Below are 25,102 nucleotides of genomic sequence, written 5' to 3'. Positions count from 1 at the left end.
CGCGCCCCGGAAGCCGCCTTATTGACCGCGACACTCTCGCTCATCGTCGGCTGCGCACGGCCACTCACCTTCGTCATTGCGCGCGCAGCGAAGCAATGACGGCATGCCGAGAGCGTCGTATCCCGTCGGGCAAAACACCCCGTCAATCCCACCTCGCAAAAATATTCCACTTTACCGAATTTCGGATTTATGTCATTCACTCTCCATCCCGGCCCTTGCCAAAGGGGCGCTTCGCGATCGTCACGAGATGCGGGCCGGTGTTGCGGTGGACGCGGTAGCGCCGGCGCGGAGTGCTGATGACAGGGCGGGCAACCGTGAATCATCCGCAACGCGGCACGACACGGCGCGGTCACAGCGGGTTCGTCGACCGTCCGGGGCGAGCACACGCGAGCCTCGGGTGATCAGGCGAGACCGTCCGCGGACGGAGAAGTCGTGTGGTCCTGACGCCCGGAGCCTGTGCGTCAAGCCTTGCGGTGATGTGGCGGCCCGACCGGGCACGCGCATCAGTCATCTGTAAGGCGACGGGGGCAATAGTGCATCGCTCCCCGGGGAGAGCACGAAGGACACCGTTAAAACCATCCGCGCAGGGAAGGCCGGGCGACCGGCATCACCTGTGATCCACCCCGTGTGCACGTCTGTAGCGCACGGATCTCGGGTGCCGCCGGCGCCCGGCCTTCCCTGCGCCCTTTGGCCTCCATCGGGCGATGAACGATACCAAGGCCCGGACAAACTTGCCGCGGGATCGCACAACCATGCCCTCTTCCCCGCTGCGCCACGCACAGGGATACCGACCAGAATGTCGCGCCGCTTTTCGCCAATCCGCCGGGCTGGTAGATTGGCGCCATTGCTTTGGGGAAGTTTGATGCGCGCGAGGATTTTCAATCGCGTCACGATGCTGGCAGCGCTGGTCGCCGCCATGCTCACCGTCGCGAATACACCGGCATCGGCCGAAAAGCGCATCGCGCTGGTTGTGGGCAATTCCGCCTACAAGAACATCACGCCGCTCGACAATCCCTCCAAGGACGCGACGCTGATGGCCGAGACGCTCGGCTCGCTCGGCTTCACGCTGGTCGGCGGCCACGCCCAGCTCGATCTCGACAAGGCCGCGATGGACATCGCGGTGCAGAGCTTTGGCAAGCAGGTGCAGGGCGCCGACGTCGCGCTGTTCTATTATGCCGGTCACGGCGTGCAGGTCGCCGGCTCCAACTATCTCGTGCCTGTCGGCGCCAATCCGACCCGCGAGGCCGATGTCGATTTCCAGATGACCGACGTCAATCTGGTGCTGCGCCAGATGCAGGGATCCGGCACGCGGCTCAACCTCGTCATCCTCGATGCCTGCCGCAACAACCCCTTCGGCTCGCGCGGCCTGCGCTCGTCCGACGGAGGCCTTGCGCAGATGCGCGCGCCCGAGGGCACGTTGATCTCCTACGCGACACAACCCGGCAACGTCGCGCAAGACGGCAGTGATGGCCACAGCCCCTACACCAAGGCACTGGCCGCGACGATCCGCACCGCCGGCCTCGACGTGTTCCAGACCTTCAACCAGGTTGGCCTTGCCGTAAAGCGCGCCACGTCAGGCGCGCAGCAGCCCTGGGTATCCTCGTCGCCGATCGACGGCACCTTCTATTTCGTGCCGCCGACGCAAGTTGCGCCGCCGCAGGTCGCGGCGATGCAGCCGGATCCGTTGCCGTCGGAGCGCCTCCGCGCCGATCCCGACCGCGTTCCGTTGCGCGATGCCGCGCTGCTCAGCGAATTGAACGAGCGGCTCTACGAGCTCAATTTCGATCCTGATACGCCCGACGGACTGACCCGCGCGATCACCAAACTGCAGCAGCGGATTTCCATGGCGCCGACCGGTGAGGCGACCGAAGGCCTGCTGCTGCGGATGCGCAAGATGGAAGACCTGAAGCCGTGGGGCTCGATCGTCTACGGGCCGGACAGCAATAAATGGGGCATCTCGTGGAACCACGCCTCGCGGCGCGCAGCGGTGGCGGATGCGCGCGGCAATTGCGCCGGCGCGAAATGTCCGATCGAGCTCTCCTTCTACGGCAAGAGCTGCGGCGCGTTCGCGATCTCGGACAAATCCTGGTCGCTGGTCCAGCGCGAGGGCGTGCAGCGCGCCAAGGACGCAGCGCTTGACGATTGCGCCAAGGCTGGCAAAGCTTGCCGCATTATCGGAGCCGTCTGCGCCGACGGCTCCGGCCGCTGATTTTTTTCTTGATGATGGATTTCTGGCTCATGTCGAACACCGCAAACCGTACGTTTGGTCTCGCCGCGCTCCTCCTCGCGCTCAGCGCTCCATCCGCCTTCGCGCAATCCGGAAGCGCGGGCGGTTCGATCGGCAATGACGAAAAATCGCTGTCCGGCTCGCGCTCGGATCGTTCGGCGGAACCGACACCGTCGGCCCCCAGAAGCAAGCCGGCGCCAGACGAACAACGCTCATCGTCGCGCCGCAGCGGCGGTGGTAGCGGCAGCAGTAGCGGAGGCAATTTCGATGGCGCCTGGGCCGTGACCAGTGTCGGCTGCGGCGGCTCGTCGAGCGGCGCAACCGTCGTGACCTCGGGCCGTGTGATCGGCGACGGCGTCAGCGGGACGGTCAGCTCGAACGGCTCGGTGCACACGTTCGGCCAGGCCGGGAATGGCATCACCTATACCGGCGCCGGCCGCCTGTCCGGACGCAGCGGGTCCGGCACGTTCCGCAGCTCCGACGGTTGCTCGGGAACCTGGACCGCGAGCAAGCAATAGCGCGCCGGCAAAAAGCCTGAATTCGCGGTGGAACGAACGCCGCGCAGGCCCGATTCAAGCCACATCCTCTCCGGATTTGCGGCTCATTGCCACCTAACTCTTTGTTGAGAAAGGGAAGGTAACGAGTTGCGTCATGCGTAATCGGGAGACCAGGATGGGCAACCGCACCGCAAAGTTCATATCCGCGTTGATCGGCAGTATCATCGCCGGCGTCCCCTTGGCCGCCGTCTCGCAGAACGCGCCGACTGCACCCAGTGCTGCAAGCACGGCGAATGCCGCGAGCGACTGTCTCGCTTCGCCGAAAGGCACGGCGCCGCAGGGCCAGCACTGGTTCTATCGATTGGAGCGCGCGACCAAGCGGCAATGCTGGTACCTGCGCGCCGAAGGCAGCAAGGCCACGCAGAGCGCACAGCAGGCGAGCGTCGACACAACGCCGAGCGCAGCTTCGTCAGCACCGCAATCCGTGCAGAACGCGCGTGCCGAATACGTCGCGCCGCAGAGCAGCCCGACGGCGAGCGCACCCGCGCCGGCCGCCGCCGCGACGCAGCAGGCGCCTGGCGCCACCGCCGACAGCAACGCGCAACAGCCCGCGGTCGCCACGCGCTGGCCCGACGCAGCCGCCGCGCCCGCACCGCGGCCATCACCCGCAACGACGACCGCGCCTGCAACGGCCTCCGCGCAGCCGGCCGCATCCCTTGCCCCGGTGACGCTGGCCGCGGCCGAAATTCCCGCCGACAAGCCGACCGGCTCGCTCCAGACATTGCTGCTCGTGATCGGCGGAGCACTGGCGCTGGCCGGCCTCATTGCCAGCGTGATCTACCGCTTCGCGGGCTCGCGCGTGCGCGTCCAGACGGCCGATCGCCGCCCGACCTGGGACAACAGGCAGGATCACGACGACAACCGCGCGCCGTGGCTCGATGCAGTCCCTGCGCGCGCAGAACGGCCGCGTCCGGTCGACTTCGACGCCATGCGTCCGCAAGTCTCGCAAGTCCAACAGGTCTCGCAAGTCGCGGCATTTACCGACGAGATCCGCAGGATCGCTGCACAAGCGCCCGCCGCTCGCGTCGCGGCAGTCGAACCTGACGAGGCACAGATCAACTTGTTCGAGGATGAGTTCGAGGCGGATGAATTCGAGGACGATGAATTCAAGGACGACGAATTCGAGGACGATGAATTCGAGATCCCGGCGCCCGCGCCCCAGCTCGCGGCCGATGACATCCCCCAGGACGAGCCGATCGCGCACGTCGACGAGGCCCGCGACGACGAGGCTCGCGACGAGGACGCCGTCGACATCGACATCATCACGGCGATGCTGGAGCGGCTGGCAACCGAAGGGCCGCGGCTGTCGCAGCCTAGCCTTGAAGCTGACCTTGCAGACCCCGCACGAAGCTCACGAGGCCAATCCGCCGCTCGCGCTTGAGGCGTTCAGCCTTCAGGATCGACTGCACCTCGGCGAAGGCGTCATCAATATTGTGGTTGATGACGATGTAGTCGTACTCGGCCCAGTGGCTCATCTCGTGGCTGGCGCGGCTCATCCGCTTGCGGATCACCTCGTCGGAATCCTGCGCCCGCGAATGCAGCCGCTTCTCGAGATCGGCCGCTGAGGGCGGCAGGATGAAGACGCGGACGACGTCGGCGCTCGCCTTCTGGTGCAGTTGCTGCGTGCCCTGCCAGTCGATGTCGAACAGCACGTCCTGCCCGGCCGACAGTGCCACCTCCACCGGCGCACGCGGCGTCCCGTAAAGATTGTCGAACACGGTGGCCCATTCGAGCAGTTCACCCTGTTCCACCATCGTTTCGAACTTGGGCTTGCTGACGAAGAAATAATCGCGCCCCTCGACTTCTCCCGGCCGCATCTGACGCGTGGTCGCCGACACTGACATCTTCAGGCCAGGCTCCCGCTCGAGCAACAAACGCGACAGCGTCGTCTTGCCCGCGCCCGATGGCGAGGACAGCACGAACATCAGCCCGCGCCGCTCGACACCGTCAGTTCCGTGACCGCCTGCCGTCATCGATCACTCCAGATTCTGGACCTGTTCGCGGAATTGCTCGACCACGTTCTTCATGGCAAGCCCGGTATTGGTCAGCTCGATGTCGTTCGACTTCGAGCAGCAGGTGTTGACCTCGCGGTGAAACTCCTGCGCCAGGAAATCGAGCTTGCGGCCGATCGGGCCGCCCTTGCCGATCAGCTCGCGCGCCTGCGCGATGTGCGAGGCGATGCGGTCGAGCTCCTCGCGGATATCGGCCTTGGTGGCAATCAGGATGGCCTCCTGCATCAGGCGCTCGGAATCGAAGCGATCTGACGTGTCGAGCAGAGCCGCGATCTGCTCGGCGAGCCTGGCCTTGATCGCCTCCGGCTTGCGGCCCGGCGCGGCCTCCGCCTTCGTCGCGAGCTGCTCGATCTCGTCGACACGCTGGGTCAGGATCTGGCCCAGCGAAGTCCCCTCGCGCCTGCGCATCGCCACGAGCTCGTCGAGCGCCTTGTCGAAGGCGTCGGCGGCAGCTGCGCGAGCGGCCTTGTCCTCCTCCTCGTCGCCCTCGGGCTCGGCGACCTCAATGACGCCCTTGATCGCCAAAAGGCCGTCGACGCTCGGCGCGACCGCGTCGACCTTGCCGGCGATGACGGAGGCCGCCTTCAGCACGGCGTTGAGCACGTCCTCATTGACGCGGACGCTGGCGGCCGCATTGGCGCGCTTGACGTTGAGATTGGCGTAGACGGTGCCGCGCGACAAAAGCTCGCCGGCGCGCTTCTTGGCGTGGGCCTCGAGCTCGTCGAACCCCTGCGGCAGCCGCACCCTGAGGTCAAAGCCCTTGGCGTTGACGGACTTCAATTCCCATTCGAACGTATACGGCCCGCTTGCGCCGTGGCTTCGGGCAAAGCCGGTCATGGACGACAGCGCCATCAGGTCAAATTCTCCGACAAACAGGGGATTCGCGAGGCCATCAGGCCACGCGAATCTTAAGACTATTTTGCAGGAAAGTGGAATCCGCAAAGTCCCGTAGCAGGTCTGCGCGGGACTAGCGCTGGACTTGGCCCAGGGATTTTGGCCCAGGGATTTTTGCCTAGCGCTGGACCACCGGGGGCGACGGCTGTACCGCGCCCTGGCGGGCAGGTGCGGCCGGGTTGGCGGGCCGCGCCGGCGGCTTCTTCTGCTGGGTCGGCTTGGGCGGCGTGGTCGCTGTCGGTGCCGTATCGGCCGCCGCGGGCGCGGCGGCCGGCGCCTGGGCGTCGTCGGCGGGCTCGACCGTGTCGTTCTGAATCTGCTTCTCCATCGCCCGCAGCTTGGCGACGTTCTTCTGGTGCGCGTCGTAGGTCTCGGTGAAGGCGTGCCCACCGGAGCCGTCGGCGACGAAAAAGAGATCGCGGGTGCGGGCCGGGTTGGCGGCGGCCTCCAGCGAAGCGCGGCCGGGATTGGCGATCGGGCCCGGCGGCAGGCCCTCGATCACATAGGTGTTGTAGGGCGAAGGCTGCGTGATCTCGCTGCGCTTGATCGGACGTCCCAGCGTGCCCTTGCCGCCGACCAGGCCGTAGATGATGGTTGGGTCCGACTGCAGCTTGATCTTCTGCTTGAGGCGATTGACGAACACGGCGGCCACGCGGCTGCGCTCGTCGGGCTTGCCGGTCTCCTTCTCAACGATCGATGCGAGCGTGACCAGCTGCTCGGGCGTCTTGACTGGAAGATCCTGGCTGCGGCGATCCCAGATCTCCGCGAGCACGCGCTTATGCGCCTGCTGCATGCGCTGGATCACCTGGTCGCGCGGGGTCCCGCGCGGAAACTTGTAGGTCTCGGGCAATAGCGTGCCCTCGCGCGGCAATTCGCGCACGCTGCCGGTGAAGATGTCGTTGTCGCTCAATCGCGCCACGATCTGCTCGGAGGTCAGGCCTTCGGGAATCGTGACGGCATGCTGGACCACCTTGCCCTCGACGATGGTGGCGATGACGTCGCGCAAGGAGGCGTTCTTCTGGAACGAATACTCACCCGGCTTCAGGTCCGAGCTCGCCTTCAGCGCGGCCACGGCGCCGATGAACACCCAGGGATTGACGTCGGTCACGCCTTCCCGGTTCAGCGTCTCGGCGATGTCGCGCTTGCCGGCGCGCTGCGGGATGTTGACGATCTTGTCGTCCTTCAGCGGCCCGGGCGACTCGAGCACCTGCCGGCCGTAATAATAGGCCGCGCCGGCACCGATCAGGCCGATCAAGAGCAATGTGATGATGGCGTTGCCAACCACGACGAAGGGGTTGCGCGCCCGCTCCGAACGCCTCGGCGGCGGCGGGACCTGCTCGGGCTCGAGCGCTGCCCGCGGACTCCGGGGCGAAATGGGCGGCCTTTCACTCATCGAAGCAACCTGAATCCTGCCGGTTCAATCGCAGCCTGACAATCGCTTGCCGAGCCAAATGCACACGCCCACAGACATGACTATCGCCGAATACGGCAAAACGGTGGATTCGTCGCAAACACAAACTATTGGGCCAGACGCCGGACGATCACCGACGCATTGGTACCGCCGAAACCGAAAGAATTCGACAACGCGACGTTCACGTCACGCTTCTTCGCCTTATGCGGCACGAGATCGATCGCGGTCTCGACCGACGGATTGTCCAGATTGATGGTCGGCGGGACGATGTTATCGCGAATCGCGAGGATCGCGAAGATCGCCTCGATTGCGCCGGCCGCGCCGAGCAGATGGCCGGTCGACGATTTGGTCGAGGACATCGCGACCTTGGATGCGGCATTGCCGAGCAGCCGCTCCACCGCGCCAAGCTCGATCTCGTCGCCGAGCGGCGTCGAGGTGCCGTGCGCGTTGATGTAGTCGAGATCGGATGCGGTCAAGCCGGCGCGCTTGAGCGCGGCCGTCATGCTGCGGAATCCGCCATCGCCATCGGGCGACGGCGACGTGATGTGATAGGCATCACCCGACAGACCGTAGCCGATCACCTCTGCATAGATCCTGGCGCCGCGGCGCTGGGCGTGCTCGAGCTCTTCCAGGACGAGGACGCCGGCGCCCTCGCCCATCACGAAACCGTCGCGATCCTTGTCGTAGGGACGCGAGGCCTTCTCGGGCGTCTCGTTGAAGTCGGTCGAAAGTGCGCGCGCGGCGTTGAAGCCGGCAATACCGATGCGGCTGATCGGCGACTCCGCACCGCCGGCGACCATCACGTCGGCATCGCCGAGCGCGATCAGGCGGGCGGCATCACCGACCGCATGGGCACCGGTGGAGCAGGCCGTGACCACAGAATGGTTCGGCCCCTTCAGCCCGTGCTTGATCGACACGTAGCCGGAGGCGAGATTGATCAGCCGGCCCGGAATGAAGAACGGCGATACCTTACGGGGCCCTCGCTCCTTCAGCAGGATCGCGGTGTCGGCGATGCCGTTGAGGCCGCCGATGCCCGAGCCGATCATGGTGCCGGTCGCGCATTTGTCCTCTTCGGTCTCGGGATGCCAGTTGGCGTCGTCGAGCGCCTGGCCGGCTGCGGCCATGCCGAAGATGATGAAGTCGTCGACCTTGCGCTGGTCTTTCGGCTCCATCCACTTGTCGGCATTGAATGTGTCGTTGCTGCCGTCGCCGCGCACGACCGTGCAGGCATATTTGGTCTGCAGATCGGAGACGTCGAAGCTCTCGATCCTGCGCGCACCGCTTTCGCCGTTGAGGATGCGTTTCCAGGTCGGCTCGACGCCGCAGCCGAGCGGCGACACCATGCCGAGACCAGTGACGACAACCCGCCTCATATCCGAAAACTCCGCATCGAAAGATTCACGGCCAATAACAAGAAACCGGCTGACCGCTGGAAAGCGGCCCGTCCGGTTTCAACGTTGTCCCCGCGAAAATGAAGAGCCTTAGCTCTTCGCGTTCTTCTCGAGAAACTTCGTGGCGTCGCCGACCGTGAGAATCGTCTCGGCGGCGTCGTCCGGAATCTCGCACCCGAATTCTTCTTCGAACGCCATCACCAGCTCGACGGTGTCCAGACTGTCGGCGCCGAGGTCATCGATGAAGCTCGCTGCGTCGACAACCTTCTCGGGTTCAACACCAAGGTGTTCGACCACGATCTTCTTAACCCGCTCGCCAATGTCACTCATTGCATAACCTCGTGTTGTTCCCTGTAGACCCGACCCCCCGGGACGATACGAGCCGTCGTGGTCGTTGACTGCCTTCGCTTACGAACTTTGATGTGGTCCCACCCTAACCGATGCAGGACCGGGCGAACGACGGCCAAGGCTCCGCATGGCCAATATACAGGGTTTCAAAAACCTGCAATGGCGTTCTTTGCCCATCCGTTGAAGGTCCGGTTATCATACTTCAATTGGCTTGACTACACGCCTCAATTCGCTCCGGAAACGGCCGTTTGCCGCTACCTGCCCCCGCCCATGTGGGCAGTGCGAAACCGCGCGTCAGATCATGGCCATGCCGCCGTTAACGTGGATGGTTTGGCCGGTGACGTAGGCTGCTTCGTTCGAACTCAGGTAAACCGCCGCTGCCGCGATATCCTCGGGCGTACCCAGGCGGGCTGCCGGAACCTTGGCCAGAATCGTCTCGCGCTGCTTGTCGTTGAGCGCATCGGTCATCGGCGTCTTGATGAAGCCGGGCGCGATGCAATTGGCGGTGACGCCGCGCTTGGCATATTCGGCGCCCAGCGTCTTGATCATGCCGATCAGGCCGGCCTTCGAGGCGGTGTAGTTGCCCTGTCCGGGATTGCCGGTCACGCCGACGATCGACGTGATCGCAATGATGCGGCCAAAGCGCTTGCGCATCATCAATTTGGTGGCGGCACGTGCCAGGCGGAACGTGGCGGTCAGGTTGACGTTGATGACCTCGTCCCAATCCTCGTCGCGAAGCTGAACGAACAGATTGTCCCGCGTGATGCCGGCATTGGCGATGAGAATATCCACCTGACCCATCGCGGCTTCCGCAGCCGGCACCAGCGCCTCGACCTCGTCGGCCTTGGAGAGATTGCAGGGCAGCACATGGGCGCGCTCGCCGAGCTTGCCGGCCAGCTCATCCAGCACTTCCTTGCGCGTCCCTGAGATCGCAACGGTTGCGCCCTGGGCGTGCAGCGCCTGCGCGATCGCGCCGCCGATACCGCCGGTCGCACCGGTGACGAGCGCCTTTTTGCCAGTCAGATCGAACATCGAAAACTCCTCCAAAGCACGATCCGGAAAAGTCTGCAGCGGTTTTCCGGAAAGATCGTGCGTAAACTCTAGGCCTGCTTCGCAGCAGCCAATGCATCCTTGGCGGCGGCAATATCGTTCGGTCCGTTGACCGCGACGCCGACGGCACCGTCCGCGATGCGCTTGACGAGACCCGTCAGCACCTTGCCCGCGCCGATCTCGAAGAAACGGGTGACGCCCTGCCCCGCCATATAGGCAACCGACTCGCGCCAGCGCACCGTGCCGGTGACCTGCTCGACCAGCCGGCGGCGGATTTCGTCGGGATCGGTGATGGCACTTGCAAGCACGTTCGAGACCAGCGGCGCAGCCGGCGCCTTGATCGTGACCTTGGACAGCGCCTCGGCCATGGCGTCGGCCGCGGGCTGCATCAACTGGCAATGGAACGGTGCGGAGACCGGCAGCAACATCGCGCGCTTGGCGCCCTTGGTCTTGGCGATCTCGACCGCGCGATCGACCGCGGCCTTGTCGCCCGAGACGACCACCTGGCCGCCGCCATTGTCGTTGGCGGCCTGACAGACCTGACCCTGTGCCGCCTCCCGGGCGACCTCCAAGGCGGCATCGTAATCGAGGCCAAGCAGCGCGGCCATGGCGCCGGCGCCGACCGGCACGGCTTTTTGCATTGCGAGACCGCGCGTGCGAAGCAGCCGCGCGGTATCCGAGATGGTGAGGCTACCGGCCGCAGCCAGCGCCGAATATTCGCCGAGCGAGTGGCCGGCGACGAAGGCCGCATCCCGCCCCACGGAAAATCCGACTTCCTCTTCAAGCACGCGCAGGGTCGCGACCGAGACCGCCATCAGGGCTGGCTGGGCGTTCTCGGTGAGCTGAAGGGTTTCGGCCGGGCCATCCCAGATGATCGCCGTCAACTTCTCCCCAAGCGCGGCATCGACCTCATCGAATACGGCACGCGCCGCCGCAAAGGCGTCGGCCAGGGCCTTGCCCATGCCAACCGCCTGGGATCCCTGCCCCGGAAATGTGAATGCTGCCGTCATCGGCGCTCCCTGGATCAAATGGAGCCGTGTGCTGCGAGAACCCGGCAGCCGATGACGCTCGGCCCGAGCCTTGGTTCCCGACCATGCTCCGAAAGGGGCCGTAGACACTGTCCGGGGCCGGACTGTCAAGCCAAGATGGAAAGCCGGGCCGGCGTTCAACTGGGGATGCGGCCCCTCAAAACCCGCCGGCCTTCTGATCCGCTCCGACTTCGGCACCGGCCCGCGCGCGCCGCACATTGCTAACCAACTGACCTGGCCGGTCATCGCTGTCAGGTTTGGCGGTCGCAAGCCGCAGCACCGCGGCGTAGTTCGGCTGCACCTCCATGCGGCCGGCATGCCGGCTCTCGCTGAGCAGGCGATGCACCTTCGGCAGATTGTAGCAAGGCACGTAGAACAGCAGGTGATGCTCGAGGTGGTAGTTCACGTAGTATGGCGCGATGAACAGCCGCTCGAGGAAATTGGCGTGCGTGGTGCGCGTATTGCGCAAGGGATCGCTGCTGTCGGGGACGACGGCATGCTCGGCGATGTTGCGGATGCGGGTGATCACCATCATCCAGGTCAGCAGCGGCACCAGCCATAGCAGCGGATAGGCCCACCACACGCCGGCCGCGGCAAGGCCGGCGAACATCGCGGCGTTGACAATGCATTGCGGGCCGAGCTTGTCCCAGAAATGCGCGGCGCGCTGGCGCCACGGCCAATCCTTAGGGCCAAGCGCATTGAGCAATTGCGCCTTGCGCTGCTGGTAGCCGGTCTGCCCGGTGATGTCGCGGATGAATTTGCGGCGGTAGCTTAGTTTGGTGATCGGAAACGGCGCCGACAGCACCAGATCAGGATCGTCCTCCTGCTGGGTGCGTGCGTGATGCTGGAGGTGATAGCGGCGATAGCTGCGCGTCTCGGCAAACAAAGGATAGGCGCAGAGCCATTGGCTCAGCGCCAGATTGGTTTTCTCGTCGGCGGACAGGCAGCCATGGGCGCCGTCATGCATCAGGATTGCAAGCCCGAGTTGACGCGAGCCGATGATGGCGACAGCAAGAACATAGGTGATGGGGTTGGGCCACCACGCGACCAGCGCGATCGCACCAATGATCAGCGCCCAGGCATGGGCGATCATCGCGACGCCCTTCCAGGTTACGCGCTGGCGCACATCGGCGAGTTGATCGTCGGTCAGGAAATCGCGGGCACGCATGCGAAGTGCGGTCATGGCCCTACCCTTGCTCGTTTGAATCCGTTGATCCGTCACGCGCGTCGACAAGACGCAGCCGCGCCGTGTCGCCGGTCGATTTCGCCTGCTCGCCAAGCACGCGCAGCATCTCGGCGCAGAGCACTTCGGGCGAGCGGCCCATCGCGTAACCCTCCAGGATGACCCCGATCGCAACGGCCCAGAACCGCCGCGAGCTTTCGTCGGGTGCGCGCAGCGAGCGCCAGCCGTGGCGTGCCACCTGGCCCGCATAGGCGCGCGCCCCCTCCGAGTGCAGGCGCTCGATGGTGCGCTCGACCAGCGGCGCCAGATCCTGTCGCCGCCGCGTCAGCGTCAGTGCCTCAGCGAAGAAGGCGATCGAATCGCTCGCGGTCACGGTCTCGGCCAGCGCGTGGGTGTAGTCCCGCGGCGTGCGCGCCTTCAGCGCGGCCTGCTCGGTAGCGCGGGCCAGATATAGCAGCTCGCGGCAGGCGCATTCGACGAACAGCGCCTCCTTGGTGCGGAAGTAATAGGTGATCTGGCTCGGAAACGCGTCCGCAGCGGCGGCGATGTCGGTGATCGCGGTGCCTGACAACCCCCGCTCGCGAAACAGCGGGCTCGCCGCATCCAGCAGCAGGGAGCGCATCTTGCGGCCGGCCGAGCGTGTCGCCCGCACAGCATGCTTGGGGTCGCCCGCCTCAAGCGGCTCCTGGGCCGGCTTGTTCGCCATTGGGGTCCTCTCCCTGATTTATTTGTATGACGTACAAACAAATAGATCAAGCCCGATGTGGTATGTGAGGACCGGTTCCGTCGCCCACCGGGACCATCCGGGCCGAAAACTCGGCCTGCAACCTTGCCAAGCCGTCCAAAATCCGTATAACGCGCGCATCCGCAGACCCCGGCCGGGAGCTGAACGGACGGTCTCAGCAAATCCTCAGTGATTTTGGTGTGGCAGGGCCAGTCGGCCCGTCGTCCCGTGTTTCCGCCTTCTGAGCTTAATCCCAGAGTCCTTTCCGAAGGTCTCTTAAGGGCTTGACGCCGGGCAATGCGCCAACACGGGAAAGGACGACAATGGCTCTCTATGAGCATGTTTTTCTCGCGCGCCAGGACGCGAGCACGCAGCAGGTCGAAGAGCTGACTGCGCAGATGACCGGCATCGTCGAGGGTCTCGGCGGCAAGGTCACCAAGACCGAGAATTGGGGCGTTCGCTCCCTCACCTACCGCATGAACAAGAACCGCAAGGCGCACTTCGTGCTGCTCAACATCGACGCGCCCTCCGCGGCGATCGCCGAGATCGAGCGCCAGGAGCGCATCAGCGAAGACGTGATCCGCTATCTCAGCGTGCGCGTCGAGGAGCTCGAGGAAGGCCCGTCCGCGATGATGCGCAAGGCCGACCGCGATCGCGAGCGTGACGACCGTGGCGGTGGATTCCGCGATCGTGAAGGCGGCGGCTTCCGTGGCGACCGCGAAGGCGGTTTCCGTGGCGGCGATCGCGACGGTGGCGGCTTCCGCGGTGATCGCGGCCCACGCCGTCCGCGCGACGAAGCTGAAACGACGGATGGGGAGTAAGAACAATGGCTGAAGCTGGTGCACGCCGCCCGTTTTTCCGTCGCCGCAAGAGCTGCCCGTTCACGGGAGCCAATGCGCCGAAGATCGACTACAAGGACTCCAAGCTCTTGATGCGTTACGTCTCCGAGCGCGGCAAGATCGTGCCGAGCCGCATCACCGCCGTGTCCGCGAAGAAGCAGCGTGAGCTCGCCCGCGCCATTAAGCGCGCGCGGTTCCTGGGCCTCTTGCCCTACGTCATTCGCTAAGACGAATTCCGACCGGCGGCGATCCACGTCGCCGGTCGCGACTTTTTCGAACTCATAAGGCTTCCGGGTCATCCGGTCGCCGATGGTTGGGGCAAAGCGCCTCTAACCGCTCGAAGGGAGCGGGACAGCTGATGATGGTATTTGGACTGATAGCCCTGATCGCCGGCGCTGCGTCGGCCCTGATGTTCGCCTCGATCGTGTCGGGCGCGCTGATCTCGCTCGTCCTGTTCTATCTCGCACCACTGCCGCTGATGGTCGCCGCGATCGGCTGGGGGCCACTCTACGCTAGCCTGGGCGGTATCTTCGCCGCGATCGGCCTCGGCGCCATTTTTGGCCTGCCCTACTGCATCGCTTTTGCCGTCACCGTCGCACTGCCGGCCTGGTGGTTGGGCCACCTTGTCTTGCTCGGTCGGCACGTTGCGAGCGTGACGCCTGCCGCAGCCATCGCAACGCCAGCCGAACCCGACATCGAATGGTATCCGGTCGGCCGCATCCTGTTGTGGATCGCAGGCTTCGCCATGCTGACCACATTCGCCGCCCTCCTCACGCTCGGTAGCGACGCAGAGACCATCACAAGCACGCTCAAGCGTGGCCTGATGCGCATCCTCCGCGCCACCGATCCGCAGGCCTCCGGTGAGGCCGACCAGTTTATCGACGCGCTGATCCGCATCGCCCCGGCTGCCGCTGCCATCGTCTCGATGATGACGCTCACGCTCAACCTTTGGCTCAGCGCCAAAGTGACGGCGACATCAGGCCGGCTGCGCCGCCCCTGGCCGGATTTGAAGACGGCCGAATTGCCGGCGATGACGCTCGCGGTGCTCTGCATCGCGGTCGCCTTCTGCTTCACCGGCGGCCTGTTCGCGATCGTCGCGCAGATCGCCACGGCGGCATTGATGATGGCCTACGCGCTGACCGGCTTTGCCGTGCTGCACACACTGACGCTCGCGCTGAAGAGCCGCACCTTCTGGCTCGGTTCAACCTATGCCGTCGTCGTCGTGTTCGGCTGGCCGGTGATCGCGATGGTGATCCTTGGGCTTGCGGATGCCGTGTTCGGCTTCCGCGAGCGCTTCCTGCGCAACCGGCAACCGCCGCCATTGCCGACCTCTTGAGTTCAACCCGAAACCTAAAAACCCTGACCACTTCAAAGGAGAACGAATATGGAAGTCATTTTGCTGGAACGCGTCAGCAAGCTCGGCCAGATGGGCGAAGTCGTGAAGGTTCGCGACGGCTATGCCCGCAATTTCCTGCTCAAGCGCGGCAAGGCGCTGCGCGCCACTGCCGACAACAAGGCCAAGTACGACGGCATGAAGGCCGATCTCGAAGCCCGCAACCTTGCCTCAAAGGGCGAGGCCTCCAAGGTCGCCGAGAAGATCGCGGGCAAGAACATCATCGTGCTCCGCCAGGCGTCCGAAGCCGGCCAGCTGTTCGGCTCGGTCACGGTGCGTGATGTGATTGTCGCCTTCGAGGCCGACGGCGTCTCGCTCTCCCGTCCGCAGGTGCAGCTCGACGCGCCGATCAAGACCATCGGCAAGCACTCGATCACCGTCGCCGTCCACCCCGAAGTCGAGGTCGAGGTTTCCGTGACGGTTGCGCGCAGCCAGGACGAGGCCGAGCGCATCAACCGCGGCGAGGACATCTCCACCCGCAACGAGGACCGCGACGCGGCCGCCGAGGCGATTGCCGCCGCCGGCGAGTTCTTCGATCCGGAAGCCCAGCACGACGAGGTCGAGCCGGCTCCGGCAGCAGAAGAGAAGTAAGACAGTCAGTTCGTCATTCCGGGATGGTCCAAAGGACCAGAACCCGGAATCTCGAGATTCCGGGTTCTCGCTTCGCGAGCCCCGGAATGACGGCCGTAGGAATAAGCCCGGCTGCCTCAGGCAGCCGGGCTTTTCGTTTTTGCAGCGACATCCTCGCTCAGCATGGCGATCGAGGCGAGCGCCGTCGCGGTATGCTTCTCGACGCCATCGCTGACGCAGAACACGTCGGCCGCGACCACCGAGACCTGGCGCCCCGGCTTGATCACCCTCGCCCGGCAGATCAACCTGTCGCCGACCGCCGGCGACAACAGATTGAGCTTGTATTCCGCCGTCAGCGCCGGCTGCCCGCGCGAGGTCGCCGCCGCAATGGTGGTGGCGTTGTCGACCAGGAAGGCCGTCACGCCGCCATGGAAGAAGCCGTGCTGCTGCAACAGCTCCGGCCGCCGCTCGACCGCAATCGTGCAGGTGCCTCGCGATATCTCCGAAAGCTCGGCGCCGACGAGGTTCATGAAGCCCTGCCGGCCGACATTGGCGTGGATGCGTTCGGCAATCGGAATGAATTCGGGATCGGCCTCGTTGCTCATGCCCCTGCTCCCTGCTTGTTGTTGACGCGCCCGGCCGGCACCAGCGCGCGGATGGCACAGGCCACCAGCGTAACGACCTCGCCACGCGGATCCGCCCGATCGCGTCCGGAGAGAAAGGCGCGGCAGAAGATCTGCGCGGGGCCGATCAACTGGCTGACGAACATCACGGCCGGCATTGGCAAGAGCTCGCCGCGCGCCACCAATGGCGCACGCCAGCGTTCGAGACCTTCGGCGAGCCGCGCGTTCTGCACGCGCTGGGCGTCGCGGATGTCCTCCCCCCACTCGTTGCGTGAGATCTCGAAGAGATAGCGCGCCTCGCGGCGGCTCAGCACGACCCAGTCGAGATGGGCGCGGATCAGGCGATCGATACCCTGCTCTGCATCCGGCATCGGGTCGAGCGCGGCAAGCATCGCGGCGTGATAGTGCCGCAGCACCTCCAGGAACAGCGCGCCGGCGAGCTCCAGTTTGGACCCGAACACATGAAAGAAGCTGCCATTGGAGGCCCGCGCCCTGGCACGGATCGCGGCCACCGTCGCGCCCTCGAAGCCCGCGCGGTCGAACACCGCGAGCCCCGCAGCCAACAGATCATCACGCACGCCAGATGACATCAGCACTCTCCTAGAGCAGTACTCTAGAGCAATGCTCTAATCGCGGTCAAGACGGCGAAGGCCGCGGTGAGCGCGGCCTTCGTAAATCAATGAGACGAGTTGCTTATCGCGAGATCGGCGGGGCCGGCGGACCGGAGGACTCCGCGGGTGCCGGCGACGGAGCCGCCGCTGGCGCTGTCGGCGCAGGCTCTGCCGGCTTGGCTGCCGGCTCGGCGCTGGGCGCGGGCTCCGCCGGCTTGGAGACAGCTGCTTCCACGGGCTTGGGCGGAGCCGGTTCGGCCGGCTTGGCGGCCGCCGGCGCGGCGGGTGTCACCTGCGGCACCGGATCGGGGCGCAAAGCCGGCGTCTCGCTGGTGCTCGGCTCGACCTTGGCGCTCTCGGGCTTGGCTTCCGCAGGCTTCTCCGCCGGCTTGGCGCTGTCGGGCTTGGACTCGGAATCGACCTTGGCGCTCTCGCTCTTTGATTCAGTCTTGGGCTCGGCCTTGGAATCGACCTTCGGCGCGGCTGCGTCATCCGTCTCCGGCTTGCTCCGCTTGCTCATGCGCTTGCCTTTGCGGCCCTCGGGCGGTTGTTCGGTGGCGGCCTCAGGCTTGGCGCCTTCCTTCGCGCCCTCTTCGCTCGGTCGCGCCGCGCGCTTCTGACGGCCCTCGGGCGCCGGGGTGGCACCACCCTCACCTTCCGGCTTGGCGGCTTCCTGCCGCTGGCGGCGCCCTTGATGCTCGGGCGACGGCCCCGAATTCGTGTTGGCGTCCTTCTCCTTGGCGCCGTCCTTCTTGTCCTTGCCACCATCCTTGGACTGGTAGCGAGCGTCGGTGGCGCCGTTGGAGACGAGGTAGGAGGCCAGTACGCCGGCCATGTCGGAGCTGGTGGTGTAGTGCTGACGCAGGAAGCCCGGCAGCGAGCCCGGTGCGACCGTCTTCAGCAGCCCGCGCGGGCTCTTGTGGCAGGCGTTGCAGGTCTGCGCGAAGATCTGGGATGGGGCCTTGCCGGCCTCGAGATTCGTCGCCTGCGCCAGAACGGCATCGGAGGCACCGAAGCCGATCAGAAACAGCACCGTGGCGAGGCTGAGCGCTCGGCTCGACATTCCATCATCTCCATTGAAATTCGACAGATGCGGCCGGCATCGGCGCGGCGGCGGTCACCTTTTAGCCGATTGCGCTGCGAATGGAAGCGCACTGATCAAGCATGTGAACACGCGATTTTCGGATATCGGGTTTGAACACAACGCATTAGCGGGGCGGGAATAACCCCCCTAGATTTACATGCGAACGCATTGGAACCAATGTATCCTTCCAGACGTCGGTGTGACGGCCGGGTAGGTGCATCTTTTCGGGCTCGCTCGAGAGGCTGGTGTCTATGGACCGCTTGTTGCGTAAGTTCCTGTCTCAGTTCATCCGCCGTGGGTCCATGACCGTGACCACCGCGGGAGGAACGAAGTTCACCCTCGGTGACGGCTCCGGCGAGCCCGTTGAAGTGCGCTTCGTCACGGCCGACGCTCAACGAAGGGTCCTCATCAATCCCGAGCTCGGGCTTGGCGAGGCCTACATGAACGGTGAGTTCGTCGTCGAGCGCGGCACCATCGCGGATGCCATCGCGGTCCTGCTCGATCAAGCCGAGCTGTTGCCGCACTGGGCCAAGCCATGGTGGCATCTGCGCTATTTCGTCCGGCACCTGAGACAGTTCAATCCGCGGGCGCGCTCGCGCAGTAACGTCGCGCATCACTACGATCTCGATGCGCGGCTCTATTCGCTGTTCCTCGACGCCGACAAGCAATATAGCTGCGCCTATTTCGAGACGCCGGACGCCACGCTCGACGACGCGCAGCTCGCCAAGAAGCGCCACGTCACCGCAAAGCTGCTGGCGAGGCGCGGCCAGCGCGTGCTCGACATCGGCTCAGGCTGGGGCGGGCTCGGCCTCTACCTCGCCGAGATCGCAGGCGCCGACGTCACCGGCGTGACGCTGTCGACGGAGCAGTTGCAGGTCGCAAATGCGCGCGCCGCCGAAAAAGGCCTGGCCGGCTCGGCGCGCTTCCTGCTCCAGGACTATCGCGACATCGAGGGGCCATTCGACCGTATCGTGTCGGTCGGCATGTTCGAGCACGTCGGAGCCAGGTCGTACGGCACCTATTTCCGGCGCTGCGCCGAGCTGCTCAGCGACGACGGCATCATGCTGCTGCACTCGATCGGCCGCTCGCAGGGGCCGGATTCGACCAATCCCTGGATCGCCAAATACATCTTTCCAGGCGGATACATTCCGTCACTCTCGGAAGTCTTTCCGGCGATCGAGGACGCCGGCCTGCTCGTCTGCGACGTCGAAATCCTGCGCCTGCACTACGCCGAGACGCTGAAGGCCTGGCGGGAACGCTTCATGGCAAGGCGCGAAGAAGCCGTGCAGCTCTATGACGAGCGCTTCGCGCTGATGTGGGAATTCTACCTCGCCGCCTGCGAGATGACGTTCCGCAAGCAGGGCATGATGAACTTCCAGATCCAGCTGACCAAGCGCCAGGGCGTTGTCCCCATGACCCGCGACTATATCGCGCACGAGGAAGCCCGGCTGCGCGCCCTCGAGGGCGGCGCCAGGCCGAGGCTGAAGCTGGCTGGTGAATAGATCCTAGTGGCGCGAGGTCGATAACGGGGACGAGCGGTAAGACATTGCTAACGCCAGTTGCGCCGTCAGGTCCACGATGACCTCCGGTGCGACCGCCTGACGCCGGATTTCGGGCCGTTCGGCGTCCTGCATGGCCGCGATCAGCCCGGACAGCCACAGCCGGCTGCCTGCTTCGCTTCGCCAGACCTGGAGCTGCCGTTCTGGCCACATGGCTCGCCTCGTCTCCCTCTGGTCGGGGGCATGAGGGTAATCCCCGACCCGCCCGCCTGTTCCCTGTCCTGCCCCCGAAAGAATCCGGGGACATGTGATCTGGTTCACATTCCTCTCGACGGCGCTGCCTTAGACCGTCGCCATGAGCAAGAAGACCCAAACCTCATTCGACGTGCAGGACGACCTCCGCACCGATTACGCCCTGATCGCCACCGGCGTCGGCGCGGCCCTGGTTGCGCTGGTCTACCTCCTGCTGGTTTGAACCCGCACCGGGCGCCAGCGCGCCAATTCGCGCGCCTTTAAATACGTCTGCAGCTCGATTCATTAGGTTCACGGTTTCAGGATTTTTCCGTGGCGCAATCGCGGCCACTTCCGTGCCTGACCTGAGTCCCGCAAAAATCCGTCAAGCGCGGCGCATGCCGCGGCCGCTAATCATCCACCGCTTTTAAGATCGGTTGATAGTGACGAAGTTTTAGCTTCCGCTTTGGCTTGCGGCGGCGCTTTATCCCGGCCCCGCATCTGCCAAGAAGAATTGCTAAGTACGTCGGACCATGGCCCTGACTGATTCGAACGTCCTCAAGCTCGCGCCCGAGCCCGGAACTCCCGCGTATCGCAGCGCACCGCACAATATCGAGGCGGAACAGAGCCTTTTGGGCGCGATCCTGGTCAACAACGACGCCTTCTATCGTGTCTCCGACTTCCTGGAGCCGAAGCATTATTTCGAGCCGTTGCACCAGACCATCTTCGAGACCGCCGGCAGCCTGATCCGGATGGGCAAGATTGCCACGCCCGTGACGCTGAAGACGTTCCTGCCCGCCGACACCGACGTCGGCGGCATGACCATCGGCCAATATCTGGCGCGGCTCGCGGCCGAAGCGACCACCATCATCAACGCCCAGGACTACGGCCGCACCATCTACGATCTTGCGCTGCGGCGCGATCTGATCGGCATCGGCGAGGACATGGTCAATGTCGCCTATGACGCCCCGGTCGATTTCGCACCGCGGGCGCAGATCGAGGACGCCGAGCGCCGGCTCTACGAGCTCGCTGAGTCCGGCCGCTATGACGGCGGCTTCCAGAAGTTCTCGCAGGCGTTGGCGGTGGCGGTCGATCTCGCGGCCAAGGCCTTCCAGCGCGACGGAAAGCTGTCCGGCATCTCGACGGGCCTGCGCGACCTCGACACCAAGATGGGCGGCCTGCAGCATTCCGACCTCATCATCGTGGCGGGGCGTCCCGGCATGGGCAAGACGTCGCTGGCGACCAACATCGCCTACAACGTCGCGCAAGCCTATGTCGGCGAGCTCCAGGCCGACGGCACCATGAAGGCCGCCAATGGCGGCGTCATCGGCTTCTTCTCCTGCGAAATGTCGGCCGACCAGCTTGCCACGCGTATCGTCGCCGAGCGCACCGGCATCCCCTCCTCCCACATCCGCCGCGGCGGCATCTCGGAAGCGGATTTCGAGAAGATCCGCCAGGTGTCGATCGAGCTGCAATCGCTGCCGTTCTATGTCGACGCGACCGGTGGTCTGTCGATCGCACAGCTGATGGCGCGCGCGCGCCGGCTGAAGCGGCAGAAGGGCCTCGATCTCCTGGTCATCGACTACATCCAATTGCTGTCAGGCTCGGGCAAGCGCGCCAGCGACAGCCGGGTGCAGGAAATCACCGAGATCACCACCAGCCTGAAAGCGCTGGCCAAGGAGCTCAACGTCCCCATCATCGCGCTGTCGCAGTTGTCGCGTCAGGTCGAATCCCGCGACGACAAGCGGCCGCAGCTCTCGGACCTGCGTGAATCCGGTTCGATCGAGCAGGACGCCGACGTCGTGCTGTTCGTGTTCCGCGAGGAATATTACCTCGCCATGAAGGAGCCGCGCCCCGGCACCGAGGAGCATGCCAAATGGCAGGCCGACATGGAACGCACGGTCGGCCGGGCCGAAGTCATCATCGGCAAGCAGCGCCATGGTCCGACCGGCACTGTCGAATTGCAGTTCGATGCCTCGGTGACCCGCTTCGGTGACCTCTCGCATGACGGGCAATTGCCGGATCGTGGCGGCGACTACTAGGTCCTTTGTAAAGTTCCCCGGGTTGAACCAGCCCTGCCTCTTGCGTAAAACGACGCCATGACAATGGCGTCCGACACGAACATGATCCCGCAATCCGGCCTTCTCTCCGCGGAGGCCAATCAGGCTGCCGCGCTCGCTGCCTATGGCGGCGTGCTCACCGTCGATCTCGACGCTATCATCGCCAACTGGCGCAAGCTCGAGAAGACGGCGGTGCCGGCCGAATGCTCGGCGGTGATCAAGGCCGACGCGTATGGCTGCGGCACGGCCCAGGTCGCGCAAGCGCTGAACAAAGCCGGCTGCAAGACCTTCTTCGTCGCCACCATCGAGGAGGCCCGCACCGCGCGCGCAGCGGTGCCAGACGCCGCGATCTACGTGCTCGGCGGCTATTTCCAGAACACCGGCGAGCACTACGCCAGGATCAATTGCCGCCCCGTGATCGGCGATCTCAACGAGCTCGCCGAATGGGACGTGTTCTGCCGCCGCACCGGCTGGTCCGGCGGCGCCGCCATCCACATCGACACCGGCATGAACCGGCTCGGGCTGACGCTATCGGAAGCGCAGGCCATCATCCCCCGCATCAATGCCGGCGATCACGGCATCACGCTGGTGATGAGCCATCTGGTCTCGGCCGAGCAGCTCAACAGCCCAGTCAACGCAAAACAGCTCGCAGCCTTCCGCGCCATCGCCAGCGAATTCTCCGGGGTGCCCGCGGCGCTCGCCAATTCCTCAGGCATCTTCCTCGGCGCGCCGTTCCAGTTCGACCTGGTGCGGCCGGGCGCGGCGCTCTACGGCGTCAATCCGACGCCGGAGGCCGACAATCCGATGCAACCGGTCGTGGACCTCAAGGCGCGCATCGTGCAGACCCGTTCGATCGAGCGCGGCGAGACCGTCGGTTATGGCGGTACCTGGTCCGCGCGACGGCCGACCAAGCTTGCGATCATCGCGGTCGGCTATGCCGACGGCTATTTCCGCGCCGCCAGCTCCAATGACGGCACCCGCGGCGCCGAAGTGATCGTGGCCGGCAAGCGCTGCCCGGTCGCAGGCCGCGTCTCGATGGACCTGATCGCGATCGACATCACCGATCTGCCGCCGAACGCGGCGCGTCGCGGCCATATGGTGACACTGCTCGGCGAGGGCATCACCGTCGACGAGCTCGCCCATCATTTCGGCACGATCGGCTATGAGGTGCTGACCAGCCTCGGCCGCCGTTACGCCCGCGTCTACAAGGGCGGCAACGCGGTCGAGCCGCTGACGAAGCCGGAGCCCGCGAAGGCGGCCGAACAGCCGCTCTCACCGCCGCCGCTCGAGCAGCAGGCTGCTCCGCCGCCGCTACCGTCCTAGTCAATGCTCTCGTGCCCCGGACGCAGCGCAATGCGCCCCTGGCGATGCGAAGCATCGTCCAGTGCAGCGCACTGTGTCGCCTTCTGGGTCCCGGCTCGCGCTACGCGCGTCCGGGACACGAGACTTACTTCTTCTTCCTGCTGTCCAGCGCCGCCTTGCAGGTCGTGCTGAGCTGATCGCGCTTGCCGTTCAGGCAGGCCACGATGCCGCCGCCTGGCGCAATACCGGCGCAGAATTTGTCGTAGTCCGCCTTGCAGGCGCCGCGCGCATCGGCCGATTGTGCAGAAGTGGCCCCGGAGAGTGCGACGACGAACGCGATAGCGGCTAAGCTCAACTTGGACATTGGATCTCCGGTGACGAAAGGCAGGAGCCGGTAGCTCTACATGAAGATTGCGACATTCAACATCAACAACATCAACCGCCGGCTGCCCAATCTGCTCGCATGGATGCGGGCGGCGAAGCCTGATGTCGTTGCGCTTCAGGAGTTGAAGGCAAGTGATGGCGAATTTCCGGCCGCCGCGATCGAAAAAGCCGGCTACGGCGCGGTCTGGCGTGGACAAAAGACCTGGAACGGCGTCGCCATCCTCGCCCGCAACGCCGAGCCCATTCTCACCCGCGACCGCCTCCCCGGAAAACCTGAAGATCACGAAGCCCGCTACATCGAGGCAGCCGTGCGCGGCATCATCGTCACCAGCATCTATCTGCCCAACGGCAATCCGCAGCCGGGGCCGAAATTCGACTACAAGCTCGACTGGTTCGCGCGGCTGAAGCGCCACGCCAGGACCTTCATCAAGCAGGATCTGCCCGTCGTGCTCGCCGGCGACTACAATGTCGCGCCCGATAAGATCGACATCTATCCGACGCGCTCATGGGACAAGGATGCACTGATCCAGCCGAAGAGCCGCGCGGCCTTCGCCGCGCTCGTCGAACAAGGCTGGTGCGATGCGATCCGCGAGCTGCACGGAGACAAGCGCATCTACACATTCTGGGATTACAAGCGAAACCGCTGGCCGCGCGATGCGGGCCTCAGGCTCGATCATCTGCTGCTGAGCCCTGCCCTCATCTCACGCCTGGCAAAGGCCGGCGTCGACAAGAAGGTACGCGGCGAAGACGGCGCGAGCGATCATGCGCCGGCGTGGGTGGTGCTGAAATAAGCATGGGGTCGCGCGCGGAATCTAGCTCGCGGACAGGCGCTTGGCGTTCGCGGCCACGTGCTCGCGATAGCGCCGAACGACCTCTGCCGGCGTTGCGCCAGAAAGCAGGATCGCAAATGCTTCGAAAGCGGCAGCGAACTTCTCGCTGACCATCAGCACGGCCTCCTGCCCGGCGGCTTCGTCGCCATGGCTGAGCTTCTCGCAGCGGAGGCGAACCACTTCGCTCGCTTCAACCGCGAGCATCGCGCCGGCGTACCAGGGAAAGCCGTTATCGGATCCGCTGAGAACCGCATGACGGTCGAGCGCGGAGAAGGAATGGTGATCGGGCATCGCGCACCTCAAATTCTTTGAGCGAACGCTCCAATCAATACGCTTCAAATTCTAAGGATCAGGCCGGGGAACCGGTCGGATTGGCGGTGGGCGCGACACCGGCCGTTAACCAACGCGGCCACGAGATCTTGCGTTGCCTGACGGGCAAAACACGCCACCAATTGATCGATACCGGCCGGCAAAAATATTCCGCTTTACCGAAATTCGGAAACGGCGTATGTGTCGCGGCAACCCGGCCCATGGAAGAGGGGCGTATCGCGATCGTCACGAACGCGGGCCGGGCGGCGGTGGACGCAGGTCACGTCGGCGCGATCAGGTTTTGCAGGGCGGGCAACCGTGAGCAGGACGTCGCGCAAACGACCGGTGTGATCAGCGTACGGCAAAATCGTGTGGTCCTGGCGCCCGGAGCCTGTGCGCCAAGCTTTGTGGTGATGTGCGATGTCCAACCGGGCGTGCACATCAGTGATCTGCAAGGCGACGGGGGCAATAGTGCATCGCTCCCCGGGGAGATCACGACATAAGCCGTCAACCCACTGCGCAGGGAAGGCCGGATGTTTCGG

27 protein-coding genes are annotated in these 25,102 nt (G+C 65.0%); 12 read left to right on the top strand and 15 right to left on the bottom strand.

The window, feature by feature from the left end; genetic code table 11:
• Positions 1 to 862 precede the first annotated feature (862 nt).
• The 3 genes from M2427_RS31575 (at position 863) to M2427_RS31565 (ending at position 4,165) form a co-directional block, all read left to right on the top strand.
• Positions 863 to 2,209, top strand: coding sequence for a caspase family protein (locus M2427_RS31575; protein ID WP_280710716.1), 1,347 nt, complete (start codon positions 863 to 865; stop codon positions 2,207 to 2,209).
• A 29-nt stretch (positions 2,210 to 2,238) separates the two neighbouring features.
• On the top strand, positions 2,239 to 2,745 hold the full coding sequence (locus tag M2427_RS31570) for a hypothetical protein (protein WP_280710715.1): 507 nt from the start codon (positions 2,239 to 2,241) through the stop codon (positions 2,743 to 2,745).
• Between the two features lie 154 nt (positions 2,746 to 2,899).
• Complete coding sequence (locus tag M2427_RS31565; protein WP_280710714.1) at positions 2,900 to 4,165, top strand: hypothetical protein; 1,266 nt, start codon at positions 2,900 to 2,902, stop codon at positions 4,163 to 4,165.
• On the opposite strand, the gene gmk is transcribed toward M2427_RS31565, so the two are convergent.
• The 9 genes from gmk to M2427_RS31520 form a co-directional block, all read right to left on the bottom strand.
• Entirely contained in the window at positions 4,098 to 4,757 is a 660-nt protein-coding gene (gene gmk / locus M2427_RS31560; protein ID WP_280710713.1) for a guanylate kinase, read from the bottom strand. The two genes, M2427_RS31565 and gmk, sit on opposite strands and share 68 nt — an antisense overlap.
• A gap of 3 nt (positions 4,758 to 4,760) precedes the next feature.
• Entirely contained in the window at positions 4,761 to 5,648 is an 888-nt protein-coding gene (locus M2427_RS31555) for a YicC/YloC family endoribonuclease (RefSeq protein ID WP_280710712.1), read from the bottom strand.
• A gap of 160 nt (positions 5,649 to 5,808) precedes the next feature.
• Positions 5,809 to 7,083: an endolytic transglycosylase MltG gene (gene mltG / locus M2427_RS31550; RefSeq protein ID WP_280710711.1), complete on the bottom strand. Its 1,275-nt coding sequence runs from the start codon at positions 7,081 to 7,083 to the stop codon at positions 5,809 to 5,811.
• A gap of 125 nt (positions 7,084 to 7,208) precedes the next feature.
• On the bottom strand, positions 7,209 to 8,474 hold the full coding sequence (gene fabF / locus M2427_RS31545) for a beta-ketoacyl-ACP synthase II (protein ID WP_280710710.1): 1,266 nt from the start codon (positions 8,472 to 8,474) through the stop codon (positions 7,209 to 7,211).
• A 108-nt stretch (positions 8,475 to 8,582) separates the two neighbouring features.
• Positions 8,583 to 8,822, bottom strand: coding sequence for an acyl carrier protein (locus tag M2427_RS31540; protein ID WP_008130699.1), 240 nt, complete (start codon positions 8,820 to 8,822; stop codon positions 8,583 to 8,585).
• A gap of 312 nt (positions 8,823 to 9,134) precedes the next feature.
• Complete coding sequence (fabG, locus tag M2427_RS31535; protein ID WP_280710709.1) at positions 9,135 to 9,872, bottom strand: 3-oxoacyl-[acyl-carrier-protein] reductase; 738 nt, start codon at positions 9,870 to 9,872, stop codon at positions 9,135 to 9,137.
• Between the two features lie 68 nt (positions 9,873 to 9,940).
• Entirely contained in the window at positions 9,941 to 10,900 is a 960-nt protein-coding gene (fabD, locus tag M2427_RS31530; RefSeq protein ID WP_280710708.1) for an ACP S-malonyltransferase, read from the bottom strand.
• A gap of 175 nt (positions 10,901 to 11,075) precedes the next feature.
• The gene (locus tag M2427_RS31525; protein ID WP_280710707.1) at positions 11,076 to 12,101 is read right to left on the bottom strand and encodes a fatty acid desaturase family protein; all 1,026 of its coding nucleotides are present in this window, start codon (positions 12,099 to 12,101) and stop codon (positions 11,076 to 11,078) included.
• A gap of 4 nt (positions 12,102 to 12,105) precedes the next feature.
• Positions 12,106 to 12,807: a TetR/AcrR family transcriptional regulator C-terminal domain-containing protein gene (locus M2427_RS31520; RefSeq protein ID WP_280710706.1), complete on the bottom strand. Its 702-nt coding sequence runs from the start codon at positions 12,805 to 12,807 to the stop codon at positions 12,106 to 12,108.
• Between the two features lie 341 nt (positions 12,808 to 13,148).
• Between M2427_RS31520 and rpsF the strand changes: the two genes are divergently transcribed.
• The 4 genes from rpsF (at position 13,149) to rplI (ending at position 15,648) form a co-directional block, all read left to right on the top strand.
• A complete protein-coding gene (gene rpsF, locus M2427_RS31515) occupies positions 13,149 to 13,646 on the top strand; it encodes a 30S ribosomal protein S6 (protein WP_188096150.1) in 498 nt (165 codons plus the stop codon).
• Positions 13,647 to 13,651: 5 nt separating this feature from the next.
• Positions 13,652 to 13,891 carry a 30S ribosomal protein S18 gene (gene rpsR, locus M2427_RS31510; RefSeq protein ID WP_007592020.1) on the top strand — a complete coding sequence of 80 codons (240 nt, stop codon included), beginning with the start codon at positions 13,652 to 13,654 and terminating at the stop codon, positions 13,889 to 13,891.
• A gap of 131 nt (positions 13,892 to 14,022) precedes the next feature.
• On the top strand, positions 14,023 to 15,000 hold the full coding sequence (locus M2427_RS31505; protein ID WP_280710705.1) for a DUF2232 domain-containing protein: 978 nt from the start codon (positions 14,023 to 14,025) through the stop codon (positions 14,998 to 15,000).
• 48 nt (positions 15,001 to 15,048) lie between these two features.
• Complete coding sequence (gene rplI, locus M2427_RS31500; RefSeq protein WP_280710704.1) at positions 15,049 to 15,648, top strand: 50S ribosomal protein L9; 600 nt, start codon at positions 15,049 to 15,051, stop codon at positions 15,646 to 15,648.
• Positions 15,649 to 15,764: 116 nt separating this feature from the next.
• Here the strand turns inward: rplI and M2427_RS31495 are convergent, their stop codons facing one another.
• The 3 genes from M2427_RS31495 to M2427_RS31485 all read right to left on the bottom strand — a co-directional run bounded on the left by M2427_RS31495 (position 15,765) and on the right by M2427_RS31485 (position 17,924).
• Complete coding sequence (locus M2427_RS31495; RefSeq protein ID WP_280710703.1) at positions 15,765 to 16,232, bottom strand: PaaI family thioesterase; 468 nt, start codon at positions 16,230 to 16,232, stop codon at positions 15,765 to 15,767.
• Positions 16,229 to 16,840 (bottom strand): TetR/AcrR family transcriptional regulator, encoded by a 612-nt coding sequence (locus M2427_RS31490; protein ID WP_280710702.1) that lies wholly within the window; start codon positions 16,838 to 16,840, stop codon positions 16,229 to 16,231. Before M2427_RS31490 ends, M2427_RS31495 begins: the two co-directional genes overlap by 4 nt.
• Positions 16,841 to 16,943: 103 nt before the next feature.
• Positions 16,944 to 17,924 carry a hypothetical protein gene (locus M2427_RS31485; RefSeq protein WP_280710701.1) on the bottom strand — a complete coding sequence of 327 codons (981 nt, stop codon included), beginning with the start codon at positions 17,922 to 17,924 and terminating at the stop codon, positions 16,944 to 16,946.
• A gap of 272 nt (positions 17,925 to 18,196) precedes the next feature.
• Between M2427_RS31485 and M2427_RS31480 the strand changes: the two genes are divergently transcribed.
• Positions 18,197 to 19,447, top strand: coding sequence for a cyclopropane-fatty-acyl-phospholipid synthase family protein (locus M2427_RS31480; RefSeq protein ID WP_280710795.1), 1,251 nt, complete (start codon positions 18,197 to 18,199; stop codon positions 19,445 to 19,447).
• 3 nt (positions 19,448 to 19,450) lie between these two features.
• Here M2427_RS31480 and M2427_RS31475 read toward each other — a convergent pair whose 3' ends face one another.
• Entirely contained in the window at positions 19,451 to 19,657 is a 207-nt protein-coding gene (locus tag M2427_RS31475) for a transcriptional regulator (RefSeq protein WP_280710700.1), read from the bottom strand.
• A gap of 551 nt (positions 19,658 to 20,208) precedes the next feature.
• Here M2427_RS31475 and M2427_RS31470 point away from each other — a divergent pair.
• Together M2427_RS31470 and alr are read left to right on the top strand one after the other, a co-directional pair.
• On the top strand, positions 20,209 to 21,717 hold the full coding sequence (locus M2427_RS31470; protein WP_280710699.1) for a replicative DNA helicase: 1,509 nt from the start codon (positions 20,209 to 20,211) through the stop codon (positions 21,715 to 21,717).
• 63 nt (positions 21,718 to 21,780) lie between these two features.
• Positions 21,781 to 23,058, top strand: coding sequence for an alanine racemase (alr, locus tag M2427_RS31465; RefSeq protein WP_280710698.1), 1,278 nt, complete (start codon positions 21,781 to 21,783; stop codon positions 23,056 to 23,058).
• Positions 23,059 to 23,182: 124 nt separating this feature from the next.
• Here alr and M2427_RS31460 read toward each other — a convergent pair whose 3' ends face one another.
• Positions 23,183 to 23,401 carry a hypothetical protein gene (locus M2427_RS31460; RefSeq protein WP_280710697.1) on the bottom strand — a complete coding sequence of 73 codons (219 nt, stop codon included), beginning with the start codon at positions 23,399 to 23,401 and terminating at the stop codon, positions 23,183 to 23,185.
• 40 nt (positions 23,402 to 23,441) lie between these two features.
• Between M2427_RS31460 and M2427_RS31455 the strand changes: the two genes are divergently transcribed.
• Positions 23,442 to 24,212 (top strand): exodeoxyribonuclease III, encoded by a 771-nt coding sequence (locus M2427_RS31455; protein ID WP_280710696.1) that lies wholly within the window; start codon positions 23,442 to 23,444, stop codon positions 24,210 to 24,212.
• Between the two features lie 21 nt (positions 24,213 to 24,233).
• On the opposite strand, the gene M2427_RS31450 is transcribed toward M2427_RS31455, so the two are convergent.
• Positions 24,234 to 24,542: a hypothetical protein gene (locus M2427_RS31450; protein WP_280710695.1), complete on the bottom strand. Its 309-nt coding sequence runs from the start codon at positions 24,540 to 24,542 to the stop codon at positions 24,234 to 24,236.
• 86 nt (positions 24,543 to 24,628) lie between these two features.
• On the opposite strand from M2427_RS31450, the gene M2427_RS31445 reads away from it, so the two are divergent.
• Positions 24,629 to 25,063, top strand: coding sequence for a hypothetical protein (locus M2427_RS31445; protein ID WP_280710794.1), 435 nt, complete (start codon positions 24,629 to 24,631; stop codon positions 25,061 to 25,063).
• Positions 25,064 to 25,102 lie beyond the last annotated feature (39 nt).

The organism is Bradyrhizobium sp. BR13661 (genome assembly GCF_029892425.1).
GTDB lineage: Bacteria > Pseudomonadota > Alphaproteobacteria > Rhizobiales > Xanthobacteraceae > Bradyrhizobium.
The sequence above is the reverse complement of the archived record's forward strand: the minus strand, read 5'-3'. Positions and strand labels throughout refer to the sequence as shown.

Coding starts and splice junctions, on each gene's coding strand:
- M2427_RS31555 (WP_280710712.1), bottom strand. CDS start 5,648: ATGGCGCTGTCGTCCATGACCGGCTTTGCCCGAAGCCACGGCGCAAGC.
- M2427_RS31460 (WP_280710697.1), bottom strand. CDS start 23,401: ATGTCCAAGTTGAGCTTAGCCGCTATCGCGTTCGTCGTCGCACTCTCC.
- M2427_RS31470 (WP_280710699.1), top strand. CDS start 20,209: ATGGCCCTGACTGATTCGAACGTCCTCAAGCTCGCGCCCGAGCCCGGA.
- M2427_RS31495 (WP_280710703.1), bottom strand. CDS start 16,232: ATGAGCAACGAGGCCGATCCCGAATTCATTCCGATTGCCGAACGCATC.
- rplI (WP_280710704.1), top strand. CDS start 15,049: ATGGAAGTCATTTTGCTGGAACGCGTCAGCAAGCTCGGCCAGATGGGC.
- M2427_RS31485 (WP_280710701.1), bottom strand. CDS start 17,924: ATGTCGAGCCGAGCGCTCAGCCTCGCCACGGTGCTGTTTCTGATCGGC.
- M2427_RS31455 (WP_280710696.1), top strand. CDS start 23,442: ATGAAGATTGCGACATTCAACATCAACAACATCAACCGCCGGCTGCCC.
- M2427_RS31540 (WP_008130699.1), bottom strand. CDS start 8,822: ATGAGTGACATTGGCGAGCGGGTTAAGAAGATCGTGGTCGAACACCTT.
- mltG (WP_280710711.1), bottom strand. CDS start 7,083: ATGAGTGAAAGGCCGCCCATTTCGCCCCGGAGTCCGCGGGCAGCGCTC.
- M2427_RS31520 (WP_280710706.1), bottom strand. CDS start 12,807: ATGGCGAACAAGCCGGCCCAGGAGCCGCTTGAGGCGGGCGACCCCAAG.
- M2427_RS31505 (WP_280710705.1), top strand. CDS start 14,023: ATGATGGTATTTGGACTGATAGCCCTGATCGCCGGCGCTGCGTCGGCC.
- M2427_RS31475 (WP_280710700.1), bottom strand. CDS start 19,657: ATGTGGCCAGAACGGCAGCTCCAGGTCTGGCGAAGCGAAGCAGGCAGC.
- fabF (WP_280710710.1), bottom strand. CDS start 8,474: ATGAGGCGGGTTGTCGTCACTGGTCTCGGCATGGTGTCGCCGCTCGGC.
- alr (WP_280710698.1), top strand. CDS start 21,781: ATGGCGTCCGACACGAACATGATCCCGCAATCCGGCCTTCTCTCCGCG.
- M2427_RS31565 (WP_280710714.1), top strand. CDS start 2,900: ATGGGCAACCGCACCGCAAAGTTCATATCCGCGTTGATCGGCAGTATC.
- rpsR (WP_007592020.1), top strand. CDS start 13,652: ATGGCTGAAGCTGGTGCACGCCGCCCGTTTTTCCGTCGCCGCAAGAGC.
- rpsF (WP_188096150.1), top strand. CDS start 13,149: ATGGCTCTCTATGAGCATGTTTTTCTCGCGCGCCAGGACGCGAGCACG.
- fabG (WP_280710709.1), bottom strand. CDS start 9,872: ATGTTCGATCTGACTGGCAAAAAGGCGCTCGTCACCGGTGCGACCGGC.
- M2427_RS31480 (WP_280710795.1), top strand. CDS start 18,197: ATGGACCGCTTGTTGCGTAAGTTCCTGTCTCAGTTCATCCGCCGTGGG.
- fabD (WP_280710708.1), bottom strand. CDS start 10,900: ATGACGGCAGCATTCACATTTCCGGGGCAGGGATCCCAGGCGGTTGGC.
- M2427_RS31570 (WP_280710715.1), top strand. CDS start 2,239: ATGTCGAACACCGCAAACCGTACGTTTGGTCTCGCCGCGCTCCTCCTC.
- M2427_RS31450 (WP_280710695.1), bottom strand. CDS start 24,542: ATGCCCGATCACCATTCCTTCTCCGCGCTCGACCGTCATGCGGTTCTC.
- gmk (WP_280710713.1), bottom strand. CDS start 4,757: ATGACGGCAGGCGGTCACGGAACTGACGGTGTCGAGCGGCGCGGGCTG.
- M2427_RS31575 (WP_280710716.1), top strand. CDS start 863: ATGCGCGCGAGGATTTTCAATCGCGTCACGATGCTGGCAGCGCTGGTC.
- M2427_RS31490 (WP_280710702.1), bottom strand. CDS start 16,840: ATGTCATCTGGCGTGCGTGATGATCTGTTGGCTGCGGGGCTCGCGGTG.
- M2427_RS31525 (WP_280710707.1), bottom strand. CDS start 12,101: ATGACCGCACTTCGCATGCGTGCCCGCGATTTCCTGACCGACGATCAA.